Source organism: Bradyrhizobium sp. CCBAU 11361, assembly GCF_028128935.1.
In the GTDB taxonomy this organism is placed as follows: domain Bacteria; phylum Pseudomonadota; class Alphaproteobacteria; order Rhizobiales; family Xanthobacteraceae; genus Bradyrhizobium; species Bradyrhizobium niftali.
The window spans coordinates 31078-55662 of record NZ_LBJZ01000018.1; the positions used below are offsets into that span (position 1 = coordinate 31078).

The 24585-nt window shown below is 65.1% G+C and carries 27 protein-coding genes, 2 tRNA genes and 1 pseudogene; 22 read left to right on the top strand and 8 right to left on the bottom strand.

Annotated features, from left to right (window positions below; all coding sequences use genetic code 11):
- Positions 1–4 precede the first annotated feature (4 nt).
- A tRNA-Thr gene (locus XI08_RS06145) sits at positions 5–79 on the bottom strand.
- Positions 80–398: 319 nt separating this feature from the next.
- Between XI08_RS06145 and XI08_RS06150 the strand changes: the two genes are divergently transcribed.
- The 5 genes from XI08_RS06150 to XI08_RS06170 all read left to right on the top strand — a co-directional run bounded on the left by XI08_RS06150 (position 399) and on the right by XI08_RS06170 (position 4590).
- Entirely contained in the window at positions 399–599 is a 201-nt protein-coding gene (locus tag XI08_RS06150; protein ID WP_271573765.1) for a hypothetical protein, read from the top strand.
- Between the two features lie 40 nt (positions 600–639).
- Entirely contained in the window at positions 640–2346 is a 1707-nt protein-coding gene (locus tag XI08_RS06155) for an FAD-dependent oxidoreductase (protein WP_271573860.1), read from the top strand.
- Between the two features lie 209 nt (positions 2347–2555).
- Positions 2556–2864, top strand: coding sequence for an EthD family reductase (locus XI08_RS06160; RefSeq protein WP_271573766.1), 309 nt, complete (start codon positions 2556–2558; stop codon positions 2862–2864).
- Between the two features lie 243 nt (positions 2865–3107).
- Positions 3108–3617, top strand: coding sequence for a hypothetical protein (locus XI08_RS06165; RefSeq protein ID WP_135177648.1), 510 nt, complete (start codon positions 3108–3110; stop codon positions 3615–3617).
- Between the two features lie 148 nt (positions 3618–3765).
- Entirely contained in the window at positions 3766–4590 is an 825-nt protein-coding gene (locus tag XI08_RS06170) for an alpha/beta fold hydrolase (protein WP_271573767.1), read from the top strand.
- Positions 4591–4756: 166 nt separating this feature from the next.
- Here XI08_RS06170 and XI08_RS06175 read toward each other — a convergent pair whose 3' ends face one another.
- Complete coding sequence (locus XI08_RS06175; protein ID WP_271573768.1) at positions 4757–5398, bottom strand: TetR/AcrR family transcriptional regulator; 642 nt, start codon at positions 5396–5398, stop codon at positions 4757–4759.
- Between the two features lie 89 nt (positions 5399–5487).
- On the opposite strand from XI08_RS06175, the gene XI08_RS06180 reads away from it, so the two are divergent.
- The 10 genes from XI08_RS06180 (at position 5488) to XI08_RS06225 (ending at position 11571) form a co-directional block, all read left to right on the top strand.
- Entirely contained in the window at positions 5488–6039 is a 552-nt protein-coding gene (locus XI08_RS06180; RefSeq protein ID WP_271573769.1) for an SDR family NAD(P)-dependent oxidoreductase, read from the top strand.
- Positions 6039–6419, top strand: coding sequence for a hypothetical protein (locus XI08_RS06185; RefSeq protein WP_271573770.1), 381 nt, complete (start codon positions 6039–6041; stop codon positions 6417–6419). Before XI08_RS06180 ends, XI08_RS06185 begins: the two co-directional genes overlap by 1 nt.
- A 26-nt stretch (positions 6420–6445) precedes the next feature.
- On the top strand, positions 6446–7105 hold the full coding sequence (locus XI08_RS06190) for an NAD-dependent epimerase/dehydratase family protein (RefSeq protein ID WP_271573771.1): 660 nt from the start codon (positions 6446–6448) through the stop codon (positions 7103–7105).
- An 81-nt stretch (positions 7106–7186) separates the two neighbouring features.
- Complete coding sequence (locus XI08_RS06195) at positions 7187–7630, top strand: DUF2948 family protein (protein WP_271573772.1); 444 nt, start codon at positions 7187–7189, stop codon at positions 7628–7630.
- A 281-nt stretch (positions 7631–7911) separates the two neighbouring features.
- Entirely contained in the window at positions 7912–9207 is a 1296-nt protein-coding gene (gene hisD / locus XI08_RS06200; RefSeq protein ID WP_271573773.1) for a histidinol dehydrogenase, read from the top strand.
- Positions 9204–9701: a UPF0262 family protein gene (locus tag XI08_RS06205; RefSeq protein ID WP_271573774.1), complete on the top strand. Its 498-nt coding sequence runs from the start codon at positions 9204–9206 to the stop codon at positions 9699–9701. The genes hisD and XI08_RS06205 overlap by 4 nt, the downstream gene beginning before the upstream one ends.
- A gap of 6 nt (positions 9702–9707) precedes the next feature.
- Positions 9708–10175: an arsenate-mycothiol transferase ArsC gene (locus tag XI08_RS06210; protein ID WP_271573775.1), complete on the top strand. Its 468-nt coding sequence runs from the start codon at positions 9708–9710 to the stop codon at positions 10173–10175.
- A 155-nt stretch (positions 10176–10330) separates the two neighbouring features.
- Positions 10331–10960, top strand: coding sequence for a Maf-like protein (locus XI08_RS06215; protein ID WP_027542472.1), 630 nt, complete (start codon positions 10331–10333; stop codon positions 10958–10960).
- A 166-nt stretch (positions 10961–11126) separates the two neighbouring features.
- Positions 11127–11309, top strand: a complete 183-nt coding sequence (gene yacG / locus XI08_RS06220; protein WP_271573776.1) for a DNA gyrase inhibitor YacG — start codon at positions 11127–11129, stop codon at positions 11307–11309.
- 186 nt (positions 11310–11495) lie between these two features.
- A tRNA-Phe gene (locus tag XI08_RS06225) sits at positions 11496–11571 on the top strand.
- A gap of 38 nt (positions 11572–11609) precedes the next feature.
- Here the strand turns inward: XI08_RS06225 and XI08_RS06230 are convergent.
- The 3 genes from XI08_RS06230 to XI08_RS06240 form a co-directional block, all read right to left on the bottom strand.
- A complete protein-coding gene (locus XI08_RS06230; protein WP_271573777.1) occupies positions 11610–13361 on the bottom strand; it encodes a TRAP transporter large permease in 1752 nt (583 codons plus the stop codon).
- The gene (locus XI08_RS06235) at positions 13358–14026 is read right to left on the bottom strand and encodes a TRAP transporter small permease subunit (RefSeq protein WP_027542478.1); all 669 of its coding nucleotides are present in this window, start codon (positions 14024–14026) and stop codon (positions 13358–13360) included. Before XI08_RS06235 ends, XI08_RS06230 begins: the two co-directional genes overlap by 4 nt.
- Positions 14027–14118: 92 nt before the next feature.
- The gene (locus tag XI08_RS06240) at positions 14119–15258 is read right to left on the bottom strand and encodes a TRAP transporter substrate-binding protein (protein WP_271573778.1); all 1140 of its coding nucleotides are present in this window, start codon (positions 15256–15258) and stop codon (positions 14119–14121) included.
- 136 nt (positions 15259–15394) lie between these two features.
- Here XI08_RS06240 and XI08_RS06245 point away from each other — a divergent pair.
- The 6 genes and pseudogenes from XI08_RS06245 to XI08_RS06270 form a co-directional block, all read left to right on the top strand.
- Positions 15395–15634: pseudogene (locus XI08_RS06245) on the top strand (transposase); the annotation flags it as partial.
- 642 nt (positions 15635–16276) lie between these two features.
- On the top strand, positions 16277–17596 hold the full coding sequence (locus tag XI08_RS06250; protein ID WP_271573779.1) for an aminotransferase class V-fold PLP-dependent enzyme: 1320 nt from the start codon (positions 16277–16279) through the stop codon (positions 17594–17596).
- A 129-nt stretch (positions 17597–17725) separates the two neighbouring features.
- A complete protein-coding gene (locus XI08_RS06255) occupies positions 17726–17905 on the top strand; it encodes a hypothetical protein (RefSeq protein WP_271573780.1) in 180 nt (59 codons plus the stop codon).
- Between the two features lie 217 nt (positions 17906–18122).
- A complete protein-coding gene (locus XI08_RS06260) occupies positions 18123–18791 on the top strand; it encodes an FABP family protein (RefSeq protein ID WP_271573781.1) in 669 nt (222 codons plus the stop codon).
- Between the two features lie 19 nt (positions 18792–18810).
- Positions 18811–19521: a RibD family protein gene (locus XI08_RS06265; protein ID WP_271573782.1), complete on the top strand. Its 711-nt coding sequence runs from the start codon at positions 18811–18813 to the stop codon at positions 19519–19521.
- Positions 19522–19530: 9 nt separating this feature from the next.
- Entirely contained in the window at positions 19531–20802 is a 1272-nt protein-coding gene (locus tag XI08_RS06270; RefSeq protein ID WP_271573783.1) for a flavin monoamine oxidase family protein, read from the top strand.
- 136 nt (positions 20803–20938) lie between these two features.
- Here the strand turns inward: XI08_RS06270 and XI08_RS06275 are convergent, their stop codons facing one another.
- From XI08_RS06275 to XI08_RS06285, 3 genes are all read right to left on the bottom strand, one after another.
- A complete protein-coding gene (locus XI08_RS06275; protein ID WP_271573784.1) occupies positions 20939–21274 on the bottom strand; it encodes a hypothetical protein in 336 nt (111 codons plus the stop codon).
- Between the two features lie 164 nt (positions 21275–21438).
- Positions 21439–22008, bottom strand: coding sequence for a cysteine hydrolase family protein (locus XI08_RS06280; RefSeq protein WP_271573785.1), 570 nt, complete (start codon positions 22006–22008; stop codon positions 21439–21441).
- Positions 22009–22204: 196 nt separating this feature from the next.
- Entirely contained in the window at positions 22205–22552 is a 348-nt protein-coding gene (locus XI08_RS06285) for a DUF3088 domain-containing protein (protein ID WP_271573786.1), read from the bottom strand.
- Between the two features lie 109 nt (positions 22553–22661).
- On the opposite strand from XI08_RS06285, the gene XI08_RS06290 reads away from it, so the two are divergent.
- Positions 22662–24557, top strand: coding sequence for an AMP-dependent synthetase/ligase (locus XI08_RS06290; protein ID WP_271573787.1), 1896 nt, complete (start codon positions 22662–22664; stop codon positions 24555–24557).
- Positions 24558–24585: the final 28 nt, after the last annotated feature.

Below are 24585 nucleotides of genomic sequence, written 5' to 3' on the forward strand. Positions count from 1 at the left end.
TTGATGGTGCTGCCAGACAGGATTGAACTGTCGACCTCTCCATTACCAATGGAGTGCTCTACCACTGAGCTACGGCAGCATGTGCTGGGATCTAGAATCGGCCGCCACGAGGGGCCTACCAAGCGGGCCGATATCTGCCACAAGCCCCCCTCCTGTGCAAGCTTGCTAGCTCCGTCAAAACGAGAAAATCGGGCCGATATCGGGGCCAAAATGCCCGTTTTTGCTCGAAACCGCCGACTTCCCGTCGATTCGGGTTCCGATTTCCCCACCCAACTGGCCAGCTGGCCGGGTGACCGGATTCGCCTCATTTTGGAGTTTCGCACGATCGGATCGCGCGGGCTTCTTGAGCTGCCACGTTCATGGGGCATGTTATCGCCGACCGCTGTAATGGACCGGTGATGGCTGACGAGAACGACAAGAGCACGAGGCAGGATTCGAGACCGGCGAGGGCGTCCCGGGACGACCGGCTGAAGTCGGCGCTGCGCGAAAACCTGAAGCGGCGGAAGCTTCAGGCGCGCGAACGCGCCGCAAGTGCCGACCCCTCGCAGAATGAAGATGATTCCCTAAATGAGGGGACCGCCGGCAAGACCGGCGGCTAAAATACGGCGGCTAAAAATTTTGGAGTTGAGCGAAGTGGCAATGGGGCAAGACGGACAGCAACCAACCGATCGTGACGCGCTGATGTCGCGGTTCACGCGCCCCGAGCAGACCTTTCCGGCGCTGACTTCGGCCGAGATCGAGCGCATCAGGCATTTCGGCGAGCTCCGCACCTATTCGGATCGCGAGCTGCTGTTCGAGACCGGCAAGCCGGGACCCGGCATGTTCGTCATCCTGAAGGGCCACGTCGCCATCACCCAGCGCGACGGGCTCGGTCATGTCACCCCGATCATCGACCAGGGGCCCGGCCAGTTCCTGGCCGAGCTCGGCCAGCTCTCGGGCAGGCCGGCGCTGGTCGACGGCCGCGCCGAGGGCGATGTCGAGGTGCTCCTGATCCCGCCGGACCGGCTGCGCGCCCTGCTGGTCGCCGAAGCCGAGCTCGGCGAGCGCATCATGCGCGCGCTGATCCTGCGCCGGGTCAGCCTGATCCAGGGGGGCGTCGGTGGCCCGGTGCTGATCGGGCCGTCGAACTCCGCCGGCGTGGTGCGCCTGCAGGGCTTCCTCACCCGCAACGGCCAGCCGCATCATCTGCTCGATGCCGACAGCGAGCACGACGCGGCCGAGGTGATCGCGCGTTATTCGCCGAAGCCGGAGGATTGGCCGCTGGTCGTCACCGCCGACGGCAGCGTGCTGCGCAATCCCAGCGAGATCGAGCTCGGCCGCGCCATCGGCATGATCGGCGGAGCGAAGGACGATCGGATCTACGACGTCGCGATCGTCGGCTGCGGGCCGGCAGGGCTCGCGACCGCGGTCTACGCGGCCTCCGAAGGTCTCTCGGTCGCCGTCGTCGACACCCGCGCCTTCGGCGGCCAGGCCGGCGCCAGCGCGCGGATCGAGAACTATCTGGGCTTTCCGACCGGCATCTCGGGCCAGGCCCTGGCCGGCCGCGCTTTCACCCAGGCGCAGAAGTTCGGCGCCGAGATCATGATCCCGATGTCGGTGAAGTCGCTGGACTGTTCGCGCCGTGCCGGCACCTTCGCGCTCGCGCTGGATTGCGGCGACACATTGCGCTCGCGCGCGGTGGTGGTCGCGAGCGGCGCGCGCTATCGCCGGCCGGAGATCGCAAATCTCGACACGTTCGAGGGCCGCGGCGTCTGGTACTGGGCGTCCCCGGTCGAGGCGCGGCTCTGCGCCGGCGAGGAGGTTGCCCTCGTCGGCGCCGGCAATTCGGCGGGCCAGGCCGCCGTGTTCCTGTCGGGTCACGCCAAGAAGGTGCTGATGATCATTCGCGGCGGCGGTCTCGGCGCCAGCATGTCGCGCTATCTCATCGAGCGCATCGAAGCGACGCCGAACATCGAATTGATGTTCAACACCGAGATCACGGCGTTCGAGGGCGACGAGGCCTCGCTGTTGCGGCGCATCCGCTGGAAGAGCCGGCTGTCGAGCGACGAGGATTTCGCCGACATCCGCAATCTCTTCCTGTTCGTCGGCGCCGATCCCGCCACCGGCTGGCTCGACGGCTGCGGCGTGACGCTCGATCGCGGCGGCTTCGTCGTCACAGGCGCGCAGTCCGAGCAGAATTTGGGCCGGCTGGTCGCGCCGCTCGAGACCTCCGTGCCCGGCGTCTATGCCGTCGGCGACGTCCGCTCCGGCTCGGTCAAGCGCGTCGGCGGCGCCATCGGCGAGGGCGCGCAGGTCGTTGCCTCCCTGCATGGCTATCTCGGCGACGCCGCAAAACCGGCGCTTTAGACAAGCAGAAGGCAAGGGAATGGCAAGCGGATTATGGCTTGCCATCCTGACGTGTCCCACAGACTATCCCTCATCCGGAGGAGCGCGCCCAAGCGCGCGTCTCGAAGGATCGAGGCCCAGCTGCCAAAGCCGGGCCTTCATGGTTCGAGACGGCGCCGACGCGCCTCCTCACCATGAGGATCTACCAACAAGCTTCAAGGGAGGACTAAATGGCCGAACTCGTCGTGCTCTACAAGACGCCTAAGGACGCTGCCGCCTTCGACAAGCATTATGCCGAGACTCACATTCCGCTCGCCAAGAAATTGCCCGGCTTGAAGAAATACGCCGTCAGCACGGGGCCGGTCGGCTCCCCCGCAGGACCTTCCGGGGTCCACCTCGTCGCCATCCTCAGCTTCAACAGCGTGGCCGACATCCAGGCTGCCTTCGGCAGCGCGGAAGGCAAGGCGGCCGCAGGCGACGTGCCGAAATTCGCCAGTGGCGGCGCCGACCTGCTGATCTTCGACACCAAGGAAGTGTGAGTCGCGAAGCGCCTCGCCAAATTCGATTCAACTTTCGTCGAAGACCTGAAAGCTCGTAGCCCGGATGGGCTACAACTGCCGTCGTTTGTGACAGCGATGCAAAAAATTCAGCCATGCGTTTGTCGATTCGCATGACGACGCATGGCTCCGCACGAGCCTGTGACATTGCGCATGTAGCCATCCGATGAGGACCGTAATACTAATCTCCGTCTCAATGCAGAGTGAAAGAGAAGGAGAGATGTCATGGTTCTTGGGTTGAGCTTGCCCGCCCTTACGCTGGTCCATGTCATCATCAGCCTGATCGCCATCGTCGCCGGCCTCGTCGTGATGTTCGGCCTGCTCGGCTCGAAGCCGATGCCGGGCCTCACCGCGATCTTCCTGCTGTTCACGATCCTCACCAGCGCGACCGGCTTCCTGTTTCCGTTCAAGGAGCTGCTGCCCTCGCACATCATCGGCATCATCTCGCTGGTGCTGCTCGCGATCGCCTGCATCGCGCTCTACGGCATGAAGCTCGCGGGCGTCTGGCGTCCGGTCTACATCGTGACCGCGATGATCTCGCTGTACTTCAACGTCTTCGTGCTGGTGATCCAGTCGTTCCTGAAGGTGCCGGCGCTCGCCGCGCTCGCGCCCGCCGTGCCGCCGGCGCCGCCGTCCGGCCCGGTGTTCGCCGTGGTGCAGGGCATCGTGCTGGTGTTCTTCGTGGTGCTGACCATCGGCGCCTGGCGCCGCTTCAAGCCGATGGCGTTTGCCTGATCGCCGATCCCTCGTCATTCCGGGGCATCGCGCAGCGATGAGCCATGGTGCGCAATTGCGCACCGGGAATCTCGCGCGACAATTTCCAGATTCCGGGTTCGCGCTGATGCGCGCCCCGGAATGACGTCCCACTAAAAGGAGCCCCACCATGCCCACCATCACCACCAAGGACGGCGTCGAGATCTTTTTCAAGGACTGGGGCTCGGGCCAGCCGATCGTGTTCAGCCATGGCTGGCCGCTGTCGTCGGACGATTGGGACGCGCAGATGATGTTCTTCGTCACGCGCGGCTACCGCGTCATCGCCCATGACCGCCGCGGCCACGGCCGCTCGGCGCAGGTCGCCGACGGTCACGACATGGATCACTATGCGGACGACCTTGCGGCGGTCACCGCGCATCTCGACCTGAAGAATGCCATCCACGTCGGCCATTCCACCGGCGGCGGCGAGGTCGTGCACTACATCGCGCGCCACGGCGAGAGCCGGGTGGCGAAGGCGGCGATCCTCTCCGCGGTGCCGCCGTTGATGGTGCAGACGTCGGCCAATCCCGGCGGCCTGCCGAAGAGCGTGTTCGACGACTTCCAGGTCCAGCTCGCCGCCGGCCGCTCGGCCTTCTACCGCGACATCGCCGCCGGGCCCTTCTACGGCTACAACCGTCCCGGCGCCAAACCGTCGGAAGCGGTGATCCAGAACTGGTGGCGCCAGGGCATGATGGGCGGCGCCAAGGCGCATTACGACGGCATCGTCGCGTTCTCGCAGACCGACTTCGCCGAGGATCTCAAGAAGATCAACGTGCCCGTGCTGGTGATGCACGGCGACGACGACCAGATCGTGCCTTACGCCGATTCGGCGCCGTTGTCCGCCAAGCTGCTCACGAAGGGCATCCTGAAGACCTACAAGGGCTTCCCCCACGGCATGCCGACCACGCACGCCGAGACCATCAACGCCGACCTGCTGGCGTTTTTCAGGGATTGAGTCGTCTTTCCTTCTCCCCTTGCGGGAGAAGGTGGCGCGAAGCGCCGGATGAGGGGTTCTATCCAGGAGTCCGAACGAAAGAGGTTCTTTCGCGGAGACAACCCCTCACCCGTCTCGCCGCTATGCGGCGAGCCACCCTCTCCCGCAGGGGGAGAGGGGAAGAACGTCACTTCAAGATCGCCCTGATCGCATCGAACGTGCGCTTCACGAAAGCTTCCGGCTTCTCCCGCGCACCTTCGCCGATCCAGCTCTCGCCGCCGACGCGCATGGCGCCGGTGGCGATCATGGCGACGAGCCGCGCCTTCAGCCGGTCCGATTTGCGGCCGGCGCGCTGCGCAAGCCCGTCCGCGAGGGCGCGCTCGAGCTTTTCGTATTTGAGCTGGTCGCGCGCGTGGAGCGCGGGATTGTCGCGCTTGAGCCGCGACATCGCAGCCGCTTCGGTCGGATCGATCCGTTTGACCGCCGCCGCGATCGCATTCTCCGCCGCCGTCAGCATGGATTCGCCCGCGGGCCGTGCGAGAATTCCGGCGACCAGCGCGGCCGCGGCATCCTCTTGCCAGGCGGCAACGACGTCCTCTTTCGAGGCGAAATAATGGAAGAAGCTGCGGCGCGAGACATCGGCAGCGGCTGCGATGTCGTCGATGGTCGCGGCCTCGAAGCCGCGCTCCAGGAACAGCGCCATCGCCGCGCGCTTCAGCCGCTCGCGGGTCTGCTGCTGCTTGCGCTCGCGCAGGCCGGGCCCCGCCGGCGATTTTTCTCCGGAGGACAAGGGCTTGGCGCGTTTCCTGGCGTGCTTCGAAGCCTTCAAATTATTTCACCTCTTGCAAATTTGCACTTAGTGCACATTTGGACCGGTCGCGGGCCTTTTTCCAGCCCCCGATAGCCTGGAGCTACGGCATGACTGACTGGACCACGGCGGACATCCCCTCCCTCAGCGGCAGGACCGCCGTCGTGACCGGCGCGACGGGCGGGCTCGGCTACGAGACGGCGATGGCGCTGGCGGGCGCCGGTGCCATTGTCATACTCACCGGACGCAACGACGCAAAGGGCCTGCGGGCGATCGAGGGCATTTGCGAGCGGTTTCCCGATGCGCTGATCGCCTACGAGCATCTCGACCTCGCCAGCCTGTCCTCCGTCGCCGATTTCGCCAGGCGCTTTGCCGCCGGCAACGAGCAGCTCGACCTCCTCGTCAACAATGCCGGCGTGATGGCGCTGCCGAAACGGCAGCAGACCGAGAATGGCTTCGAGATGCAGCTCGGCACCAATTATCTCGGACACTACGCGCTGACGGCGCGCCTGTGCCGCTGCTTCGCCGGGCGAAGGCGTCTCGTGTCGTCAATCTCTCGAGCCTTGCGCACCGCTCCGGCGCGATCAATTTCGATGATCTGCAAGGCAAGCGTTCCTATCGTCCGTGGCGGGCCTATTGCCAGTCCAAGCTGGCGATGCTGATGTTTGCTTTGGAGTTGCAGCGTCGCAGCCGCGCGGCCGGCTGGGGCGTGACGAGCCTTGCCGCCCATCCCGGCTACGCGCGGACCGATCTCATTTCGAACGGGCCGGGCGCCAACACCGTCTCGTGGCGGGTGGGACGGTGGCTCCAACCCTTGATCAGCCAGTCCGCTGCCGAGGGCGCGCTGCCCACGCTGTTCGCAGCGACATCTCCAGCGGCCGAGCCCGGCGGCTATTACGGTCCGAACTACGAATTGAAGGGGCCGCCAGCGCCGGCGAAGATCATGCCGCAGGCCAAGGATTTCGCTGCGGCGGCCATGCTGTGGGATGTCTCGGCAACGCTGACCGGTGTATCCTTCGACGAGATCGTGGTCGCCGCATGAGCCGCGACGCTGTTGGGGACGTCCCGATGCAAATCATCATCTTTGGTGCGACCGGCATGGTCGGGCAGGGCGTCTTGCGCGAGTGCCTGGTCGATGCCGGCATCGACCGCGTGCTCGTGGTCGGCCGCAGCCCGACCGGCGTGCGCAACGCCAAGCTCACCGAGCTCATCCACGACGATTTCCTGGATTATTCGGCGATCGAGTCTCAGCTCACCGGCTTCGACGCCTGTTTCTTCTGCCTCGGCGTCTCCTCGATCGGCATGAACGAGGAGCGCTACCGTCATCTCACCTACGACCTCACGCTCGCCGCTGCGACGACGCTGGCGAGACTCAATCCGCAGATGATCTTCACCTATGTCACCGGCGCCGGCACCGACTCCACCGAGCAGGGCCCGCGGATGTGGGCGCGGATCAAGGGCAAGACCGAAAACGATCTGCTCAAGCTGCCGTTCAAGGGCGCCTACATGTTCCGGCCCGGCGCGATCCAGCCCCTGCATGGTGCCCGCTCCAAGACCGCCTGGGTGCAGGCCGTGTATACCGCAACCTGGCCACTCTGGTCGGTGCTGCGCCGGATTTCGCCGCGGCTCGTCACTTCCACCGAGCAAATGGGCCGCGCCATGATCCACGTCGCCCGGCAGGGGTATCCGCGCAAGGTGCTGGAGATGGAGGATATCAATAGTCTCTAGTCCGCCGGGTTGTTAGGTCTAGGGAAATTTCCGCGGCCGCGCGCGTTGGGCCGTATCCGCCCCCGAGGAGAAATGCCGGCGATGTCGCCCCAGCTCAAACTGATCGCGCTCGATGCCGACGATCTCGCCGTGATCTCCACCCATGTGCAGGATGCCCGGGTGCAGGCCGCCGACATCATCTGGCGACAGAGCGAGAAGCGGCTGGTGGTCGGCATGAGCCGGCTGGACTGGGAGCAGACGCTGGAGGGCGAGGCCGAGCCGCGCCGGCTGGTCGCCGCGCTCCGCTTCGACCGCGTGCTTGCCTGCAAATCGCGCAACATCGACATCGGAGCTCCGGACAAGGTTCTGGACCTCGTCGGGATCGAGTTTCACTTCCAGGACGGCCGCGCCGAGGAGCCCGGCGGCAGCGCTCTGCTCTTGTTCGCCCAGGGCGGCGCCATTCGCCTCGATGTCGAATGCCTGGAATGCGAGCTGACCGATCTCGGGGCGGACGAACTGGGGGCGGGGATCGAGGGGGAGGGGTGAGGATGGGCATACCGCGTCAAACCCTCAGCCGTCGTCCTGGCGAAAGCCAGGACCCATAGCCACCGGCGGCTATGATAGAGTGGGCTGGGGTCACATCCTGGTTCAATAACAAAGACTTGGGGTAATGAGTCCTGGCTTTCGCCAGGACGACGTCAAAGCAGGACGACGACCTAAAACGACGACACCTGCCAAGGGTTGACGGCGGGAGGCCGCCGCGCCATTGAGCAGGGGACCTGGTGCGCCAATCCGCCCCGAGAAACCAGCCAGAAGCCAAGCCAGACATGCCCGTTCGCCTCGACCGCAGCAGCGCCGATTTTGACCAGCGATTCGCGGCCTTCCTCGCCGCCAAGCGCGAGGTCTCGGCCGACGTGGAGGCCGCCGCGCGCGCGATCGTCGACGACGTGGCGAAGCGCGGCGATGCGGCCCTGCTCGAGGCCACGGCAAAGTTCGACCGGCTGACGCTGGACGCATCCGGCCTTCGCATCTCGGCCGCCGAGATCGAGGCCGCGGTGAAGGCCTGCGATGCCGCGACGCTGGATGCGCTCGAGCTCGCGCGCGACCGCATCGAGACCTACCATCGCCGCCAGCTGCCGAAGGACGAGCGCTTCACCGACCCGCTCGGTGTCGAGCTCGGCTGGCGCTACACCGCGATCGAATCCGCCGGTCTCTACGTACCCGGGGGAACTGCGGCCTATCCGTCCTCGGTGCTGATGAACGCGGTGCCCGCGAAGGTCGCCGGCGTCTCGCGCCTCGTGATGGTGGTGCCCGCGCCCGACGGCAAGCTCAATCCGCTGGTGTTGGCGGCGGCAAAGCTGGGCGGCGTCACCGAGATCTACCGCGTCGGCGGCGCACAGGCCGTCGCCGCGCTCGCGCACGGCACCGCTACTATCGCGCCGGTCGCGAAGATCGTCGGCCCCGGCAACGCCTATGTCGCCGCCGCCAAGCGGCTGGTGTTCGGCAAGGTCGGCATCGACATGATCGCCGGCCCGTCCGAGGTGCTGGTCATTGCCGACGACACCGGCAATGCCGACTGGATCGCCGCTGATCTGCTGGCCCAGGCCGAGCACGATACGAGCGCGCAATCGATCCTGATCACCGATTCAGCGCGCCTTGCCGCCGATGTCGAGAAGGCGGTCGAAGCGCAGCTGAAGACGCTGCCGCGCACTGCGATCGCGAGCGCCTCCTGGGCCGACTTCGGCGCCATCATCATGGTGAAGAACCTCAACGACGCCATCCCGCTCGCGGATGCGATTGCCGCCGAGCATCTCGAGGTCATGACCGCAGACCCTGACGCGCTCGCCGCAAAGGTTCGCAATGCGGGTGCGGTGTTCCTCGGCGCGCATACGCCGGAGGCGATCGGCGATTATGTCGGCGGCTCCAACCACGTGCTGCCGACGGCGCGCTCGGCGCGGTTCTCCTCGGGCCTCTCGGTGCACGACTTCATCAAGCGCACCTCGATCCTGAAATGCGGTCCGGATCAGCTGCGTGCGCTCGGACCTGCCGCGATGACGCTTGGCAAGGCGGAAGGGCTGGACGCCCATTCGCGCTCGATTGGATTGCGCCTCAATCTGTCATGACAAAGCCGCCCGAACAGGACGACTCCAATAATCGCATCGTCGCGGTCACCCTCGACGAGGAATCGATCGGCCGTTCCGGGCCGGATATCGAGCATGAGCGCGCGATCGCGATCTACGACCTGATCGAGCAGAACCTGTTCGCGCCGGAGGCCGCCGATGGGAACGGGCCGTTCACGCTGCATATCGGCATCACCGGCAACCGCCTGATGTTCGACATCCGCCGCGAGGACGGCTCGCCCGTGGTCGTGCATCTGTTGTCGCTGGGGCCGTTCCGCGGGATCGTGAAGGATTATTTCATGATCTGCGACAGCTATTACCAGGCGATCCGCACCGCGACCCCGGACAAGATCGAGGCCATCGACATGGGCCGCCGCGGCATCCATGACGAGGGATCGCGCACGCTCCAGGAGCGGCTGAAGGGCAAGGTGCGGGTCGACTTCGAGACCTCGCGCCGGCTGTTCACGCTCATTACCGTTCTGCACTGGAAGGGGTAAGCGCGGATGGCTGCGCCCCCACGCGCACGCGATCCGCAATCGGTGCTGTTCGCCTGCGCGATGAACAGCGTGCGCTCGCCGATGGCCGAGAGCCTGCTGCGGCACATGTTTCCGCAGGGCCTCTACGTCAAGTCGGCCGGCGCGAGAAAGGGCGAGCTCGATCCTTTCGCCGTTGCCGTGATGGCCGAGCTCGGCCAGGACATCTCCGTCCACAAGCCGCAGACCTTCGAGGAGCTGGAGGACTGGGAGGGGCTGAATTTCGACCTCATCATCACGCTGTCGCCGGAGGCGCACCACAAGGCGCTGGAGCTGACCCGCACGCTCGCCGCCGACGTCGAATACTGGCCGACCCAGGACCCCACCACCATGGAAGGCAGCCGCGACCAGAAGCTCGCCGCCTACCGCGACGTCTGCGACCAGCTCCTGATGCGCATCCGCCGGCGGTTTGCGAAGGTGGGCGCAGCGAGCGGATAGCGACGCGCGCCGTAACACCCGCGTCACAGACCGCGGGCACACGCATCGGAAGCCCGTCGAATCAGCAAAGTCCGGGTTCCCGGGTTGTGAAATCAGCCCCCTTCCGATAGGTTCCGCGCGCAATTCACCCCCTGCTTCATCCCCCAAATCACCTGATGCTCGGTCGCCCCAAATTCGTTCTTGCCTCCGGTTCGCCGCGGCGCCTGTCGCTGCTCAACCAGGCTGGCATCGAGCCGGACGCGCTCCGGCCGGCCGACGTCGACGAGACGCCGAAGCGGGGCGAGCTGCCGCGCGCCTGCGCCAATCGCCTCGCGCGGGCCAAGGCGGATGGGGCGCTGAAATCGGTGCAGCTCGACGACGAATTGCGCGGCGCCTTCATCCTCTCTGCCGACACGGTGGTGGCGGTCGGGCGCCGCATCCTGCCCAAGGCCAACCTCGTGGACGAGGCGGCGCAGTGCCTGCGGCTGCTCTCAGGCCGCAATCACCGCGTCTACACCGCGATCTGCCTCGTCACGCCGCGCGAGGCCTTCCGCCAGCGCCTGGTCGAGACCCGCGTCCGCTTCAAGCGCCTCTCGGAGGACGACATCCAGGCCTATATCGGCTCCGGCGAATGGCGCGGCAAAGCCGGCGGCTACGCCGTGCAGGGCATCGCCGGCTCCTTCGTGGTGAAGATGGTGGGGTCCTACAGCAACGTCGTCGGCCTGCCGCTCTACGAGACCACGACGCTGCTCGGCGGCGAAGGCTTTCCGATCCGCTTCGGCTGGCTCAACGCCACCGCCGTGTGAACGCGAATGCCGGCTCGGGCGGGCCTTAACAAAAATCTCGAAAACAACCCCATGCACAGTAGAATTGGCCCGCGGGACCCGGGCCGCGACGCCTGCGCGTCCGCCCGCAGAACCCCTTTGCCGACAGGCTCCTAGACTCTCTCACCCCGGGTAAGCTGCCGACATCATGGACGACCACGCCAAAAAGCCCGCTGGGCCGCTCAAAACCTGCCCGATCTGCGGCAAGCCTGCCGTGCAGGCCACCCACCCGTTCTGCTCCTCGCGCTGCCGCGACGTCGACCTGAACCGCTGGCTGAAAGGCTCCTACGTCATCCCCGGCCGCGACGACGAAGCGGACGGCGAAGAATAGTCAAGGAATATCAATAATTTATAGGGGCGGCCGATGCGCCCCGCGCCAGCCGCGGCAAGCCCGCCCCACCTTGTACACAGCCGGGCCGCGTCCGGCGTAGCCACTTGGCAAAGCCGGGTGGACAGGCCGCCTTCAGCCCACTATAAACCGCCCGCTCGATGGGCCTTGCGCCCTCTCGTCGGGTACGCCCAGGTAGCTCAGTTGGTAGAGCATGCGACTGAAAATCGCAGTGTCGGTGGTTCGATTCCGCCCCTGGGCACCATTTCCGTGTGACTAGCGCCCGGAGCTCCCCGCTGCGCCTCACCCCCCGTACAGATAGTTCGGCAGCCACAGCGTCATGCCAGGCCAGAGGTACATGATGACCATGCACAGGATGACGATCATCATGTAGGGCATCATGCCGGCGAAGATCTGGTTGAGCGTGACATGCTTCGGTGAGACGCCCTTGAGGTAGAACGCCGACATCGCGACCGGCGGTGACAGGAACGCCGCCTGCAAGTTTACGAACACCAGCGTCCCCCACAGGATCGGGTCGATGTTGAAGTGCTTCAGCATCGGCAGGAAGATCGGCACGAAGATGATGATGATCTCGGTCCATTCGAGTGGCCAGCCGAGCACGAAGATGATCGCCTGCGACAGGAGCATGAACTGCACCGGTGTCATGTTGAGTGAGAGTACCCATTGCTCAAGCAGCGCCTGCCCGCCGAGAATGGCGAACACTGCCGAGAACAGCGCCGAGCCGACGAACAGCCAGCACACCATCGCGGTGGTCTTCGCGGTCAGGAACACCGCTTCCTTGGTACGCCTCCAGTCGAGCGTGCGGGCTTGCAGCGCCAGCAAGAATGCGCCAAAGGCGCCAACGGCGGCGGACTCGGTCGCGGTGCAGATTCCGAACAGGATTACGGCGAGCACGACGACGGTGAGAATGCCGAGCGGCATGGTCGACGAGGCCAGCAGTTTCACAATCGAAAGCCGCTCGGCGTCGAACCTCCAGTAGTAACGGACCTGCAACAGCGCGCAAACAGCCGCGATGCCCCAGAACCAGAGGTAGAATTGGAGCCCCGGCCCCAGTTCAGCGGGCGTGGCCTCGTGCGTAACCAGCTCTGGCGTCCCCAATTGCTGCACGCCGGTTACCGCGAGTTCGATGGTAGCCTGCTGGTGAATCACCACGTACCACCAAATGGTGGCCATCGTGCCGGCGACGATCGTAAACGGCACCAGCGCGTAACCGAAGCTTGAGAGCAGCATCCAGTAGCTGACGGGACGGCCTTCGGCGTCGATTCGCGTTGCCTGCGACGGAGAGATCAGCCCCTTGATCAGCGAGATCAGGATCGTTTGCGATCGATAGCTGTCCTCGAACTTCGACAGCCACGCCGGCACCGGAACCTTCGTTTGGGCCTCCGGCAATCGCGGAGCAATCTTCGGACTGATCATCGCCCAGGCGACTATGTAAATGAGATACAGGAACGACAGAAAGAAGCCCGGGAACATCGCCGCCGCGTACAGCTTGACGATCGACTGACCGGCGACCGCGGCATAGACGATGATCATGACCGACGGCGGAATCAGAATGCCGAGCGTGCCGCCCGCCGTGATGACGCCGGAGGCGAGCTTCACGTCGTACCCCGCCTTGAGCATGGGATTGAATGCGATGACGCCCATCAGCACCACCACCGCGCCGACAAGGCCACTCGCGATCCCCCAAAACGTGCAGACGATCAGGGTCGCGACCGCAAGCGAAGCCGGAACGCGGCGGAACGCGAGTTGGATCGAGTAGAACATCCTGTCGACCAGCGCGCCGCGCTCCATCACGTAGCCCATCAGCACGAACAGCGGGATGGAGATCAGGACGTCGTTGGTCATCGCGCCGTAGGTGCGCTCAACCATCAAATCGAAAACGCGGTTGTCGGCCCAGGAATGCGTCGGGTCATAGAACGCGATGTAGCCAAAAAATATGCCCAGGCCCATCAGCGTGAACGCTGTCGGGAAGCCCAGCATGATCACAACCACGATGAGCGTGAGCATCAAGAGCCCGAGTGCCGGATCGCTCATGTGTTCACGTCCCCGCCCATGCCGCGCTGCCGCGCACTCTCGTCGATTTCATGCGCCCGCTCGATGGCGATCTTGCGCGTTTCCTCATCGACATATTCGCTGTGGGCGAGCTGCTGCTCGATGACGTCGATCTCGGCGACGTCCCTCAGCCGGCTGGGCCATTCGCCGGTCTTCAGGCAGACGGCGCAACGCACGATCTCGGCGACGCCTTGCAGCATCACCAGCGCGCCGGCGATGGGGATCACGGATTTGAAGTGATAAACCGGCGGCCCATCTGCCGTCACGTTCGAATGCTCCGCGATCCGCCACGAGTCGGCAGCGTAGTCAAAGCCCGCGTATATGAGGGCGGCGATACCAGGGATAAAGAAAACCGCATAGAGCACGATGTCCAGCGACGCCTGTATGCGCGGTCGCATTGAGCTGTAAAGGAAGTCGCCGCGGACATGGGCGTTCTGCGCCAGCGTGTAGGCGCCGCACAGCATAAACGCGCTTCCGTACAGCATGTTCTCAAGGTCAAAGATCCACGCCGTCGGCATGTTCATGATATAGCGCTTGAACACTTCGACGCAGACGACGGCCATCAGCAACATGATCAACCAGGCCGCGGCCTTGCCGCACCAGGTGCTGATTTCGTCAATGGCGAGTAGAAATTTATGGACGGTCATTGGTCGCCGCCGATTAATCCGAGGATAGAATGAAATGACAAGGCACCGTCCGGTCGCCGTCCCGAACGGTGTCTTGCCGATTCAATATGTCGTCAGGTCTTCTTCGCGGTCCCTTTTGGCCCGAAGTAGTAGTCGAACGCCATCTTGCGGTTGACGACGGTGTCCTGCTCCCATTGCGTCGCACGCCTGGCAAACGCGATCTGCGATTCGACGATTTCCTTGAACAGCGGATTTTCCGCCGATTTTTTCTTGACGATTTCGTCGTATATCTCGAGCTGCGCCTTGAGAATGGAGTCCGGCGTCTTGTAGAATTTGACCTTGTCCTTGGTCTGCAGCTCGATGTAGTCCTGCGAATAACGGTCGATCGCCTTCCATTGCATCTCTTGCGAGGCGGCGCTGACTGCATTGGCAATGATCGCCTTCATCTTGTCCGGCAGCACGTCGTACTTGGTCTTATTGAAGGTGATTTCGAGCTGCTCGGCGTTCTGGTGGTAGCTCTGCAGCATGCAGACCTTGGAGACGTCCGCGAAGCCAAGCAGGCGGTCCGACGAGGCGTTGTTGAACTCGGCCGCGTCGAGCAGGCCGCGGTCCATCGCCGACACGATTTCGCCGCCGGGCAGCGCGTTGACCGCGGCGCCCAGGGCTGTGAACATGTCAATCGAGATGCCGACGGTGCGGAATTTGAGGCCCTTGAGATCGTCGGCGCTGGCGACCGGTTTCTTGAACCACCCGAGCGGCTGCGTCGCCATCGGTCCGTACGGGAACGACACGACGTTCAGGCCGACCGATGCATAGAGTTTGGCGAGAAGCTCCTTGCCGCCGCCCCACCTGTGCCAGGCGAGCAGCATGTTGGCGTCCATGGCGTAGCCCGGACCCGAGCCCCACAACGCCAGCGCGTTCTGCTTGCCGTAGTGGTAGACCAGCACGCCGTGGCCGCCGTCGAGCGTGCCCTTCGACACGGCATCGATCAGCCCGAACGCGGGCACCACGGCGCCGGCGGGAAGCACCTCGATCTTGAGGTCGCCGCCGGTCATGTCGTTGACCGTCTTGGCGTAGTCGAGCGCGTATTCGTGGAAGATATCCTTCGACGGCCAAGTGCTCTGAAAGCGCATGCTCATTGGGCCTTGCGCGCTAACGATCGTCGGCGCGGCTACCGTCGCGGCAGCCCCCGCAGCAGCGATCTTGAGAAAGCGCCGGCGGCTGGAAGTATTGCCCTTGTTTGATTTGGCCATGGTTCCCTCCTCCCGTTGGAATAGCGATCCTTGGCGGATCAGCCCCTTTTTTATTGGGAGAAGTCAAAGACTTGCGCTGGGGATTGGCAAGGAATGTTCGGGATGATGCGACGCTACGACGCGGATTGCGGCAATGATGCGCCGCACGTTGGAAGCGCAGATCATCGGAATTTTGAAAGAGCATGAGGCCGACGTTTCGGTCGCCGATCTGCCGCAAGCATCGCGTCAGCGACGCCAGCATCTACAAATGAAAAGTGAAGGTGGGCCGGATGGAGGTGTCGGAGGCCAAGCGGCTGAAGACGCTGGAGGACGAGAACGCGAAGCCGAAGCGTTGCTGGCCGACGCCATGGACAATGCGGCCTTGAAGGAGCTTCTGGAAGTTGGACTGCTGTTGCTGCCAGGGCCATGATGAGATCCTTGCGCACGCGGTTCAGGCACGAGCGCCTTAAATTATATAGTTATTTCAAGGTCATACGAGTTCGTGATTTTATTCCGAATGGCGCACCATTCCAGCCGCCAGACGGCCCTTTCCGGAAGATCGCGCGAAAGCATCGCGCAAATCCTCGCATCCGTCGCAAAATGAGCGGCTGGCTGTTTTGAGCTGTTGGTCCTGAACGCGAGAACCGACCCATCGCCGATCGCGCGCTCGACGATGGGCCGTTCCGGGTGGATGTCGCGAAACCTGTATCGCGCCACAGACCACTATCCCAATCCCTTAGTTGGATTGATGTTCCTCCCAGAGAGAATTGAAGTTCATGCCGATCATCTGGTCGTGACTCGAGATAAGGGGCGCAGCGCCACCGGATAGTCCAAACTGCCAAGAGCGTGTCCCGATGGAAGCCATCCAAGGCGATCCAAATGATGATCAGGCCACGCCTGGGAGGCTCAAGCGCCACGCGCGGCCAACCAGGTCGTAGTCCCTGCCAGGACAACGCCCGACATCATCAGACCGTCATCGCCCTGTCATCGGCGTTCCATCGATCGCTGCTCCTTTCGCCGCGCATCGCAGAGGACGGACATGCAGCTGATCAAGACAATTTCTTCCGACCGCCGGTCGATCCTGAAGGGCCTCGCGGCTGCGGCCGTCGCGCCGCTGGCGGCGCCGGCTTTTGCGGCCGAGGCCCTGCCGGCGCAGCTGACCGGATCGGCGGCGGCGATCGCCACCGACAAGGCCTATTGGACGGCCGTGAAGGGGCTCTATGCCGTGACGCCTGATGTCGTCAATCTGGAGAACGGCTTCTGGGGCATCATGGCCGAGCCTGTCAGGCGCGAGTTCATCCGCCAGTCCGACATGGTCAACTATCAGAACACCTACTACGCGCGCCAGCGCGCGGGTGCGGATTTCGAGGCCGTGCGGGCCAAGGTGGCGGAGGCGGTCGGCGCGGCGCCCGGCGAAATCGCGCTCACCCGCGGCGCGACCGAAGCGCTGCAGCTGCTCATCAGCGGCTACAACAAGCTGAAGCCCGGCGACAGCGTGCTCTATGCCGACCTCGACTACGATTCGATGCAGTATGCGATGAACGCGCTCAGGGCGCGCCGCGGTGTCGACGTGGTCAAGTTCGATGTGCCCGAGCCGGCCACCCGCCAGGCCGTGCTCGACGCCTATGCCCGCGCCTTCGAGGCGAATCCGAAGACCAGGCTCCTTCTCCTCACCCATGTCAGCCATCGCACCGGCCTCGTCATGCCGGTCGCCGAGATCGCCCGCATGGCCAAGGCCAAGGGCATCGACACCATCCTCGACGCTGCCCATTCCTGGGGGCAGATGGACTTCAGGCTGAGTGAGCTCGAGGTCGATTTCGTCGGCTTCAATCTGCACAAATGGATCGGCGCGCCGGTCGGCGTGGGCTTCCTCTACATCAAGAAGGATCGCCTCGCCGACATCGATCGCGACCTCGGTGACGAGGATTTTCCGGAAACCGACATCCGCTCGCGGGTCCACACCGGCACGGTCAATTTTGCGACGGTGCTGACGGTGCCTGCGGCCGTCGAACTCCATCAGCAGATCGGCGCTGCGGCGAAACAGGCCCGCCTGCGCTACCTGCGCGACTACTGGGTCAGTCGTAGCAGGGGCTTCAAGGACATCGAGATCCTGACGCCCGATGAGGCCGGCCTGTATGGTGCGATCACGTCCTTCCGCCTCGCCGGCAAGACGAGCAAGGCCGACAACGACGCCACCGTGGCGAAGCTCAGGGACAGCTACAAGGTCCTGACGGTTCGCCGGGCGGGCGTCGCCAAGGGCCAATGCATCCGCGTGACGCCGGCGCTCTACACCGAGGAGGCCGATCTCGACCGGCTCGTCGAGGCGCTTGCCGCCATCACGGGGACGAAAGCGGGCTGAACCCGCGTGAGGCGGCGTGTCCGCGCATCGACAAATCAGCGCGTGATCGCCGGCACATATCATTCGAGCTGGCCAATCCAGCTTGTCGTCGGGTGGCTCGCAGTGAGCCACCAGGCAAGGACAGGACTCATGCGCAATTACATCCTCGTGGCTCTCGCGGCGATCGCTTTGGCAAACGTGGTGGCGCCGGCGAACGCGCTAACCATCGTCCGCGACCATCGCGATCCGCCCGTCGTGCGCGACCATCGCAAGCAAACCATCGTCCGCGACCACCGCAATCAACCGGAGGTCCGCGACCACCGCCACTAACCGTCCTGGCGACGGAGCCGAACCCAATCGGTTCGGCTCCGCTTCTCGGCTCAAGCCATTGAGACGGCGCTTCGCATTTTCCCTTGCGAATTCCCCGGAAGCCCACCGATCGTCTGCGCGTGGCGCGGATGTCCATTCGCGATTGTGAGGCTTGAGCACGAGCCACGTTCCCGCCTCCGTGCTATTGCTGCTCCACGCAACTTCCCGCGAGGCCCCCATGCTCCCTATTCCCGCCGACATCTTCACCGAGCCCGAGGACGTCTCGCCCGACGGTCTCGCCAATCTCGGTCCGCTGCGTCGTCTCGCCGGTACGTGGCAGGCGGACAAGGGGATCGACGTCAATCCGAAGGCGGAGGGGCCGGAGCGGCGGACGTTCATCGAGCGCATTCGGATGGACCCGATCGATCCGCAGGCCAACGGGCCGCAGCTGCTCTATGGCCTGCGCTATCACATCCACATCAACACGCCCGAGGAGGACATCACCTTCCACGATCAGGTCGGCTACTGGCTGTGGGAGCCCGCGACCGGGCTGATCATGCAGACGCTGGCGATCCCGCGCGGGCAGGTGCTGCTCGCCTCGGGCAAGGCCGGACCTGATGACAGGACCATCTCCGTCACGGCGAAGCGCGGCGACACCGCTTATGGGATCTGCTCGACCGACTTCCTGGAACAGGCCTTCCGCACCGATGCTTACCGCTGCGACATCACCTTCAACGACGACGGAAGCTGGACCTATCTGATCAAGACCGAGTTGTTCGTGCGCGGCGCGCCGTTCAATCATCACGACACCAACACGCTGAAACTCGTCGCGCCGCCAAAGCTCAATCCGCTCGCGGTGATCGTCAACGATCGCGCCAGGAGCGGCGGCAGCGGAACGGCGGATTGAGCGCAGTCCGGAGATTTGCATGAAGCCGTATGTCATCTGTCTGATGCACTCCAGCCTGGATGGCCGCACACACCCCAGCCGCTGGCGTCCGAAGGGCGCGGGCACGGACTGGTTCGAGAAGATCCATGACGAGCTCGGCGGCGATGCCTGGGTGATCGGCCGCGTCACCGGCTCGGAGTTCGCCAAGGGCAAGCCCTATCCCACCGGAACGGCCGGGACGTTTCCGCGAGAGCCGTGGTTTGCGCGGCGTGATGCAAAGACCTATGGCGTCGTGCTTGATGCGCAGGGCAAGATCGGCTGGGGCCGCTCCGACATCGGCGGGGATCCGATCGTGGTGGTGCTGACCGAGACCGTGCCGGATGCACACCTTGCAGGTCTGCGCGGCGAGGGTGTGTCCTACATCTTTGCCGGCAGGTCGGAGATCGACCTCGCGCTGGCGCTCGACATTCTCAACCGCGAGCTCGGCGTCAAGCGCCTGCTGGTCGAAGGCGGCGGCGTCGCCAATGGCGCGTTCCTGCGCGCCGGTCTCATCGACGAATTCAATCTGATCCTCAGCCCGGCGATCGATGGCGCCAAGGGCGCACCCTTCGTCTTCGACTCGACGGACTCAGACAGCGACAAGCGCGCGCCGCTCACCGCGATGACGCTGGAGAGCACGCGCGAACTCGGCGGCGGTGTGCTGCTGCTGCGGTACCTGATCAAGAACGATCCGCAGGGCCTCGTCAGGTAAAGCGCCGGCATGTCGGACACATCCGAGCACATCGTCATCGTCGGCGCCGGCGCGGCTGGCCTGATGGCGGGGCGCGAGCTTGCGCGCGCCGGCAAGAGGGTGACGATCCTGGAAGCACGCGAACGCTGCGGCGGGCGCATCCATCCGCTGCCCGCGGCAGAGTTCGGCTACCCCGCCGATGGCGGCGCCGAATTCGTCCATGGCGAGGCACCGGTGACGCACGCCCTGCTGGGCGAGGCGGGGTTGTCCCTTCAGGAGATCGAAGGCACGCTATGGAGATTTGACGGCGCAGATTTTTCGCGCGAGGACCCTCACGATCCGCACGAGGCGGAGCTGCATGCCGTGCTCGGGGATTTGAAGGACGACCTCACCGTCGCCGATTTCCTGCGCCGTCATTTTGCCGGACCCGAGTATGCTCGGCTGCGCTATTCGATCGAGCGGATGGTCGAGGGCTACGATGCCGCCGATCCCGAGCGCGCCTCCACGCTGGCGCTGCGCGAGGAATGGATGGACGGCGGGCTCCACAGGCAGGCGCGCATCAATGGCGGCTATGGCGCGCTGATCGATTTTCTCGCAGCCGAGTGCCGCCGGCATGGCGTGACGATCCGCCTTGGCTGCGTGGTGTCGGCGATCGAGGAGGAGGGCGGTGCGGTGGTCGTTCGCGGTGCCGGCGGCGACGTGCATCGCTGCGATCGCGCGATCCTCACCGTGCCGCTGCCGCTGTTGCGCGAGATCGCGCTTCCGGCGAGCGTGCGCGCGAAGGCGGCGGCCGCCGACGACATCGGCTTCGGTAACGTCGTCAAGATCCTGCTGCGGTTTGCGCGGCCATGGTGGCGCGAGCGCGGGCCGGATCTTGCGGATATGACCTTCCTGCTGTCGGACCAGACCATCCCGGTGTGGTGGACGCGCTATCCGGAGCAGCATCCCGTGCTCACCGGCTGGTTCGGCGGGCCGCGGACGGCGGAGCTGCAAGGCCTCGATCCGCAAGCGTTGATCGAGGCCGGGCTCGGTTCGCTCGCCGCCATCTTCGGCCTGTCGCGCGACGAGGTCGCGGGCGACCTCGTCGCGGCTGCGGCGACCAATTGGGGGCACGATCGCTTTGCCCGCGGCGCCTATTCCTGGGCCACGCCGCGCACGCGCGATGCGCAAACGATACTCGCGCGCGCCGACGGAGCGGTGCTGTTCTCCGGCGAAGCGCTCTATCGCGGCCCCGACATGGGCACGGTCGAGGCGGCGCTGGCGAGCGGGCTGGAGACGGCGGGGACGATCTTGCGGGGGTAGTTGCCCGTCATGCCCGGGCTTGTCCCGGGCATCCACGTCTGAGCTACTGAAGAGAACGTGCATGGCCGGGACAAGCCCGGCCATGACGATCAGCGAACCATTGAGAAAAGGCCCGCATCTCTGCGGGCCTTTTGCTTTACCAGCGGCTGCCGCCGAAGCCGAAGGTCACGCCCGGACCGCCGCCACCGTAATATCCGTACGGTCCGCCGCCGTAATAACCGTGGTGCCGCGGGTAATAGCCGTAGCTGCGATAGTGCGGGCGATAATAGCCGTGGTGGTGATGGCGCCAGTGATGATGGCGATAGCCATGATGGCGATAGCCATGATGGTGGTGCCGGTGCTGCGCGCTGACGTCGGTCGGCGGGCCTCCCCGCGCGCTCTGCTTCGCGCTTGTGGTGTTGGCCGCGTTCGCCGCCGATCCGCCGGCAAGCGCCGCAGCACCGACCGCCATCGCGACAATGAGATACTTCATGTCATCACTCCAGTTGAATGTCGTGTGACAACACATGGGCGCTGGCTGCGTTCCGGCCAGTGCGGGCGTCGAAACGACGCAGCGCGAGGCGTCCGATTTCGCGCGGATGATTGCGTGTCGTGAGATTTATTGTCGCATCACCAGCGTTGATCGCACTGCCGCCATCACTTCGCCGCGAATGATGCGACCACCTCATTCGTGGTGACGATGCGCGCGAACTCGCCGTTGAGATTCGACAGCGTCATCGCATGGATCTCCTCGGCGGAATGCGCATCGCCATCGGGGCCGATCCGGTCGAAGGTCCAGGTCGCATCGCGCACCAGCCGCGTGTCGAAGCCGAGATTGCCGGCCATCCGCGTCGTCGTCTCCACGCAATGGTTGGTGGTGGCGCCGCAGACGACGAGCGAGGTGATGCCGCTTGCGCGCAGGCGCGTCTCGAGGTCCGTGCCGATGAAGGCGCTGTTGACGCGCTTGACGATCACGGGCTCGCCGTCCTGTTCGCGTGCCTCGTCCTTGACGGCGTAGCCGGAACGCGATGGCAGAAACGACGAATTCGGTTTCGTGCCCTCGTGGCGGATATGAAAGACCGGAGCACTGCTCGCCCTGAACGCCTTCAGGAGAGCGGCAATTTGCGCCGCCGCATCCGGATTGTTGCGGCGCTTGCCCGCTGCCTCCCATTCGTCGAACGCGCGCTGGACGTCGACGACGATGAGCGCGGGGAGGGGGTGCGGCATGGCGAGTGGCTTTCAGTTTTGTTGCCGCGAGTATGCGGACTGCCCTTCGTGGCAGGCAATGCCGATTTTCCCTCGTTTCGAGACGCTCTCGTGCCCCGGACGCAGGCCCGTAGCCCGGATGAGCGAAGCGATATCCGGGGAGACTGTTCCCGCATATCGCTTCGCTCATGCGGGCTACGAACCTACGTAGACGTTCCTACGGATGCGGATCGGGAAAGCCGTGGCGTTCGGACAGTGCGGCGAGGATGGCGTCCTTGTCGGCGATGAACGCGCGGCCGCGGTGGCTGCCGGTCTGATGCCGCGATGTCGCGCCGTCTGCCAGCACGAGCAGCGGCAGCGACTGGTTCTCCGCGCCGACCAGCGCGATCACGGCCTGCCTCGGCTGCGGCCACGCGACGCGCTCGACGTCGAGCTTGTCGGCAAGCTGTGGAAACGAGGCGAGCACGCCCTCCATCAGCGCGCAATGCCAGCAATAGAAGCGCCGGCCCGGATAGGCCGGGTCCTCGAAACCCGGGCGCAGCAGAAACAGCAGGTCGCGCGTCATGGATCGCTCCGAAGCATGGCCGCCTTGCTGAGGATCAAGGCGGCGAGGACTGGCCGGCCTAGTGTCGAGCCCCCAGATTCATGGGAATCGACGGTGAGGAAAGGACGCCATGCCGGGGCCGATCAGTCAACCGCAGACGCTCGCTGACGTGACGACACTGCCGGAGCTGCTGCGCTGGCGCGTCGAGGCGACGCCGGCGGCGGAGGCCTATCGCCATTTCGACGCGCATGCCGGGCGCTGGGTCAGCCAGTCCTGGCACGAGATCGACGCGGAATTCGAGCTGTGGCGGCGGGCGCTGGCCGCGGAGGAGTTTTCGCCCGGTGAGCGCGTCGCCATCCTGATGCCGAACGGCATTGCGCATATCGCGATGGACCAGGCGGCGCTGTCGCGCGGTCTCGTGCCGGTGCCGATGCATGCGGTCGACAACCCCGACAGCATCGCCTACATCCTGGCCGATTCCGGCGCGCTGCTGCTGTTCGTCGATACGCTGGAGCGCTGGCAGGCGATCGTGGCCACGGGCCAGCCGCTCGATGCGCTCAAGCGCATCGTCTGTGCCGACGTGACCGGGCCGGTGCCGGCCGATACGCGCATCGTCGCGCTCGACCAGTGGCTTGCGTCTGCACCGGGCGCGACTGCGCCATTGCCCGACGTCGCGGTGGCGCCGGACGATCTCGCCGCCATCGTCTACACCTCGGGCACGACCGGGCGGCCAAAGGGCGTGATGCTGTCGCATGACAACGTCGTCGCCAATGTGAAGGCGATCGCCCATCGCATCGCGGCGTCGCCCGACGACGTCTTCCTGTCCTTCCTGCCGCTCTCGCACACGTTCGAGCGCACCGGCGGCTATTACTATCCGATCGCGGCCGGGGCCTGCGTCGCCTATGCGCGCTCGGCGCCGCAACTCGGGGACGACCTCAAGCATGTGCGGCCGACGGTGCTGATCTCGGTGCCGCGGATCTACGAGCGCGTCTACGCGCTGATCATGCAGCACCGGGCTTCGGCCGGAAGCATCGAGCGGGCGCTGCTCGATCTCACGATTGCCGTCGGCGGCCGGAGGTTCGACGCGCGGCAGGGGCGCGGCGCACTGTCGCTGTTCGACCGGCTGGCCTGGCCGCTGCTGAAGCGGCTCGTCGCCGACAAGGTGCTGGCGCAGCTCGGCGGCCGCCTGCGGGTCGCGGTCTCCGGCGGCGCGCCGATCGCCGAGCCCGTCATTCGTCTGTTTCTCGCGCTCGGGCTCGACATCCTCCAGGGCTACGGCATGACCGAGACCTCGCCCGTGGTCTCCGTCAACACCCCCGAGGACAACGATCCGCGCTCGGTCGGCCACGTGCTCGACGGCGTCGAGGTCAGGCTGGGCGAGAACGACGAACTGCTGGTGCGCGGGCGCAACGTGATGCTCGGTTACTGGCACAAGGTAGAGGAGACGCGCCGCGTGAAGCAGGCCGATGGCTGGCTGCACACCGGCGACCAGGCCCGCATCGAGAACGGGCGCATCACCATCACCGGCCGCATCAAGGATATCCTCGTGACGTCCACCGGCGAGAAGATCGCGCCGGTGGATCTCGAGACCGCGATCCTGGCCGATCCCCTGTTCGAGCAAGCGCTGGTGGTCGGCGAGCAGCGCCCCTTCCTCACCGCGCTGGTCGTGCTCAACGCAAAAGCCTGGGTGCAGGAGAAAGAAAGGCTTGCGGCGAGCGGCAAGCAAGGCGGTGCGGCGGAGCGGGCCGCGCTGCTTGCGCGAATCGCGGCAGCGGTGAAGGCCTATCCGTCCTACGCGACCCCGCGTGCGGTGTGGTGGACGCTGGACCCCTGGACCATTGCCAGCGGCCTGCTCACGCCGACCCTGAAGAACAAGCGCCCCGCGCTCGAACCCCGCTTCGCGGACGAGATCGCGCGGATCTACGCGAAGAAGCCAGTCTTGATCTTCGCCTCTCCCCGCTTGCGGGGAGAGGCCGTATCGCATCGAAGATGCGATACGGGTGAGGGGGAGCCTCCGCGAGTATAACTCTCACCGTCATTGCTAAAGCAGCCCC

Bases quoted from the DNA above. Each gene is read 5' to 3' on its own strand.
- XI08_RS06180 (WP_271573769.1), top strand. From the start codon at position 5,488: ATGACTGACTGGACCACGGCGGACATCCCCTCCCTCAGCGGCAGGACC.
- XI08_RS06170 (WP_271573767.1), top strand. From the start codon at position 3,766: ATGCCCACCATCACCACCAAGGACGGCGTCGAGATCTTTTTCAAGGAC.
- XI08_RS06205 (WP_271573774.1), top strand. From the start codon at position 9,204: ATGACAAAGCCGCCCGAACAGGACGACTCCAATAATCGCATCGTCGCG.
- XI08_RS06210 (WP_271573775.1), top strand. From the start codon at position 9,708: ATGGCTGCGCCCCCACGCGCACGCGATCCGCAATCGGTGCTGTTCGCC.
- XI08_RS06190 (WP_271573771.1), top strand. From the start codon at position 6,446: ATGCAAATCATCATCTTTGGTGCGACCGGCATGGTCGGGCAGGGCGTC.
- XI08_RS06215 (WP_027542472.1), top strand. From the start codon at position 10,331: ATGCTCGGTCGCCCCAAATTCGTTCTTGCCTCCGGTTCGCCGCGGCGC.
- XI08_RS06240 (WP_271573778.1), bottom strand. From the start codon at position 15,258: ATGGCCAAATCAAACAAGGGCAATACTTCCAGCCGCCGGCGCTTTCTC.
- XI08_RS06250 (WP_271573779.1), top strand. From the start codon at position 16,277: ATGCAGCTGATCAAGACAATTTCTTCCGACCGCCGGTCGATCCTGAAG.
- XI08_RS06260 (WP_271573781.1), top strand. From the start codon at position 18,123: ATGCTCCCTATTCCCGCCGACATCTTCACCGAGCCCGAGGACGTCTCG.
- XI08_RS06155 (WP_271573860.1), top strand. From the start codon at position 640: ATGGGGCAAGACGGACAGCAACCAACCGATCGTGACGCGCTGATGTCG.
- XI08_RS06150 (WP_271573765.1), top strand. From the start codon at position 399: ATGGCTGACGAGAACGACAAGAGCACGAGGCAGGATTCGAGACCGGCG.
- XI08_RS06185 (WP_271573770.1), top strand. From the start codon at position 6,039: ATGTTTGCTTTGGAGTTGCAGCGTCGCAGCCGCGCGGCCGGCTGGGGC.
- XI08_RS06195 (WP_271573772.1), top strand. From the start codon at position 7,187: ATGTCGCCCCAGCTCAAACTGATCGCGCTCGATGCCGACGATCTCGCC.
- XI08_RS06265 (WP_271573782.1), top strand. From the start codon at position 18,811: ATGAAGCCGTATGTCATCTGTCTGATGCACTCCAGCCTGGATGGCCGC.
- XI08_RS06280 (WP_271573785.1), bottom strand. From the start codon at position 22,008: ATGCCGCACCCCCTCCCCGCGCTCATCGTCGTCGACGTCCAGCGCGCG.
- XI08_RS06160 (WP_271573766.1), top strand. From the start codon at position 2,556: ATGGCCGAACTCGTCGTGCTCTACAAGACGCCTAAGGACGCTGCCGCC.
- XI08_RS06270 (WP_271573783.1), top strand. From the start codon at position 19,531: ATGTCGGACACATCCGAGCACATCGTCATCGTCGGCGCCGGCGCGGCT.
- XI08_RS06165 (WP_135177648.1), top strand. From the start codon at position 3,108: ATGGTTCTTGGGTTGAGCTTGCCCGCCCTTACGCTGGTCCATGTCATC.
- XI08_RS06290 (WP_271573787.1), top strand. From the start codon at position 22,662: ATGCCGGGGCCGATCAGTCAACCGCAGACGCTCGCTGACGTGACGACA.
- hisD (WP_271573773.1), top strand. From the start codon at position 7,912: ATGCCCGTTCGCCTCGACCGCAGCAGCGCCGATTTTGACCAGCGATTC.
- XI08_RS06275 (WP_271573784.1), bottom strand. From the start codon at position 21,274: ATGAAGTATCTCATTGTCGCGATGGCGGTCGGTGCTGCGGCGCTTGCC.
- yacG (WP_271573776.1), top strand. From the start codon at position 11,127: ATGGACGACCACGCCAAAAAGCCCGCTGGGCCGCTCAAAACCTGCCCG.
- XI08_RS06235 (WP_027542478.1), bottom strand. From the start codon at position 14,026: ATGACCGTCCATAAATTTCTACTCGCCATTGACGAAATCAGCACCTGG.
- XI08_RS06255 (WP_271573780.1), top strand. From the start codon at position 17,726: ATGCGCAATTACATCCTCGTGGCTCTCGCGGCGATCGCTTTGGCAAAC.
- XI08_RS06230 (WP_271573777.1), bottom strand. From the start codon at position 13,361: ATGAGCGATCCGGCACTCGGGCTCTTGATGCTCACGCTCATCGTGGTT.
- XI08_RS06285 (WP_271573786.1), bottom strand. From the start codon at position 22,552: ATGACGCGCGACCTGCTGTTTCTGCTGCGCCCGGGTTTCGAGGACCCG.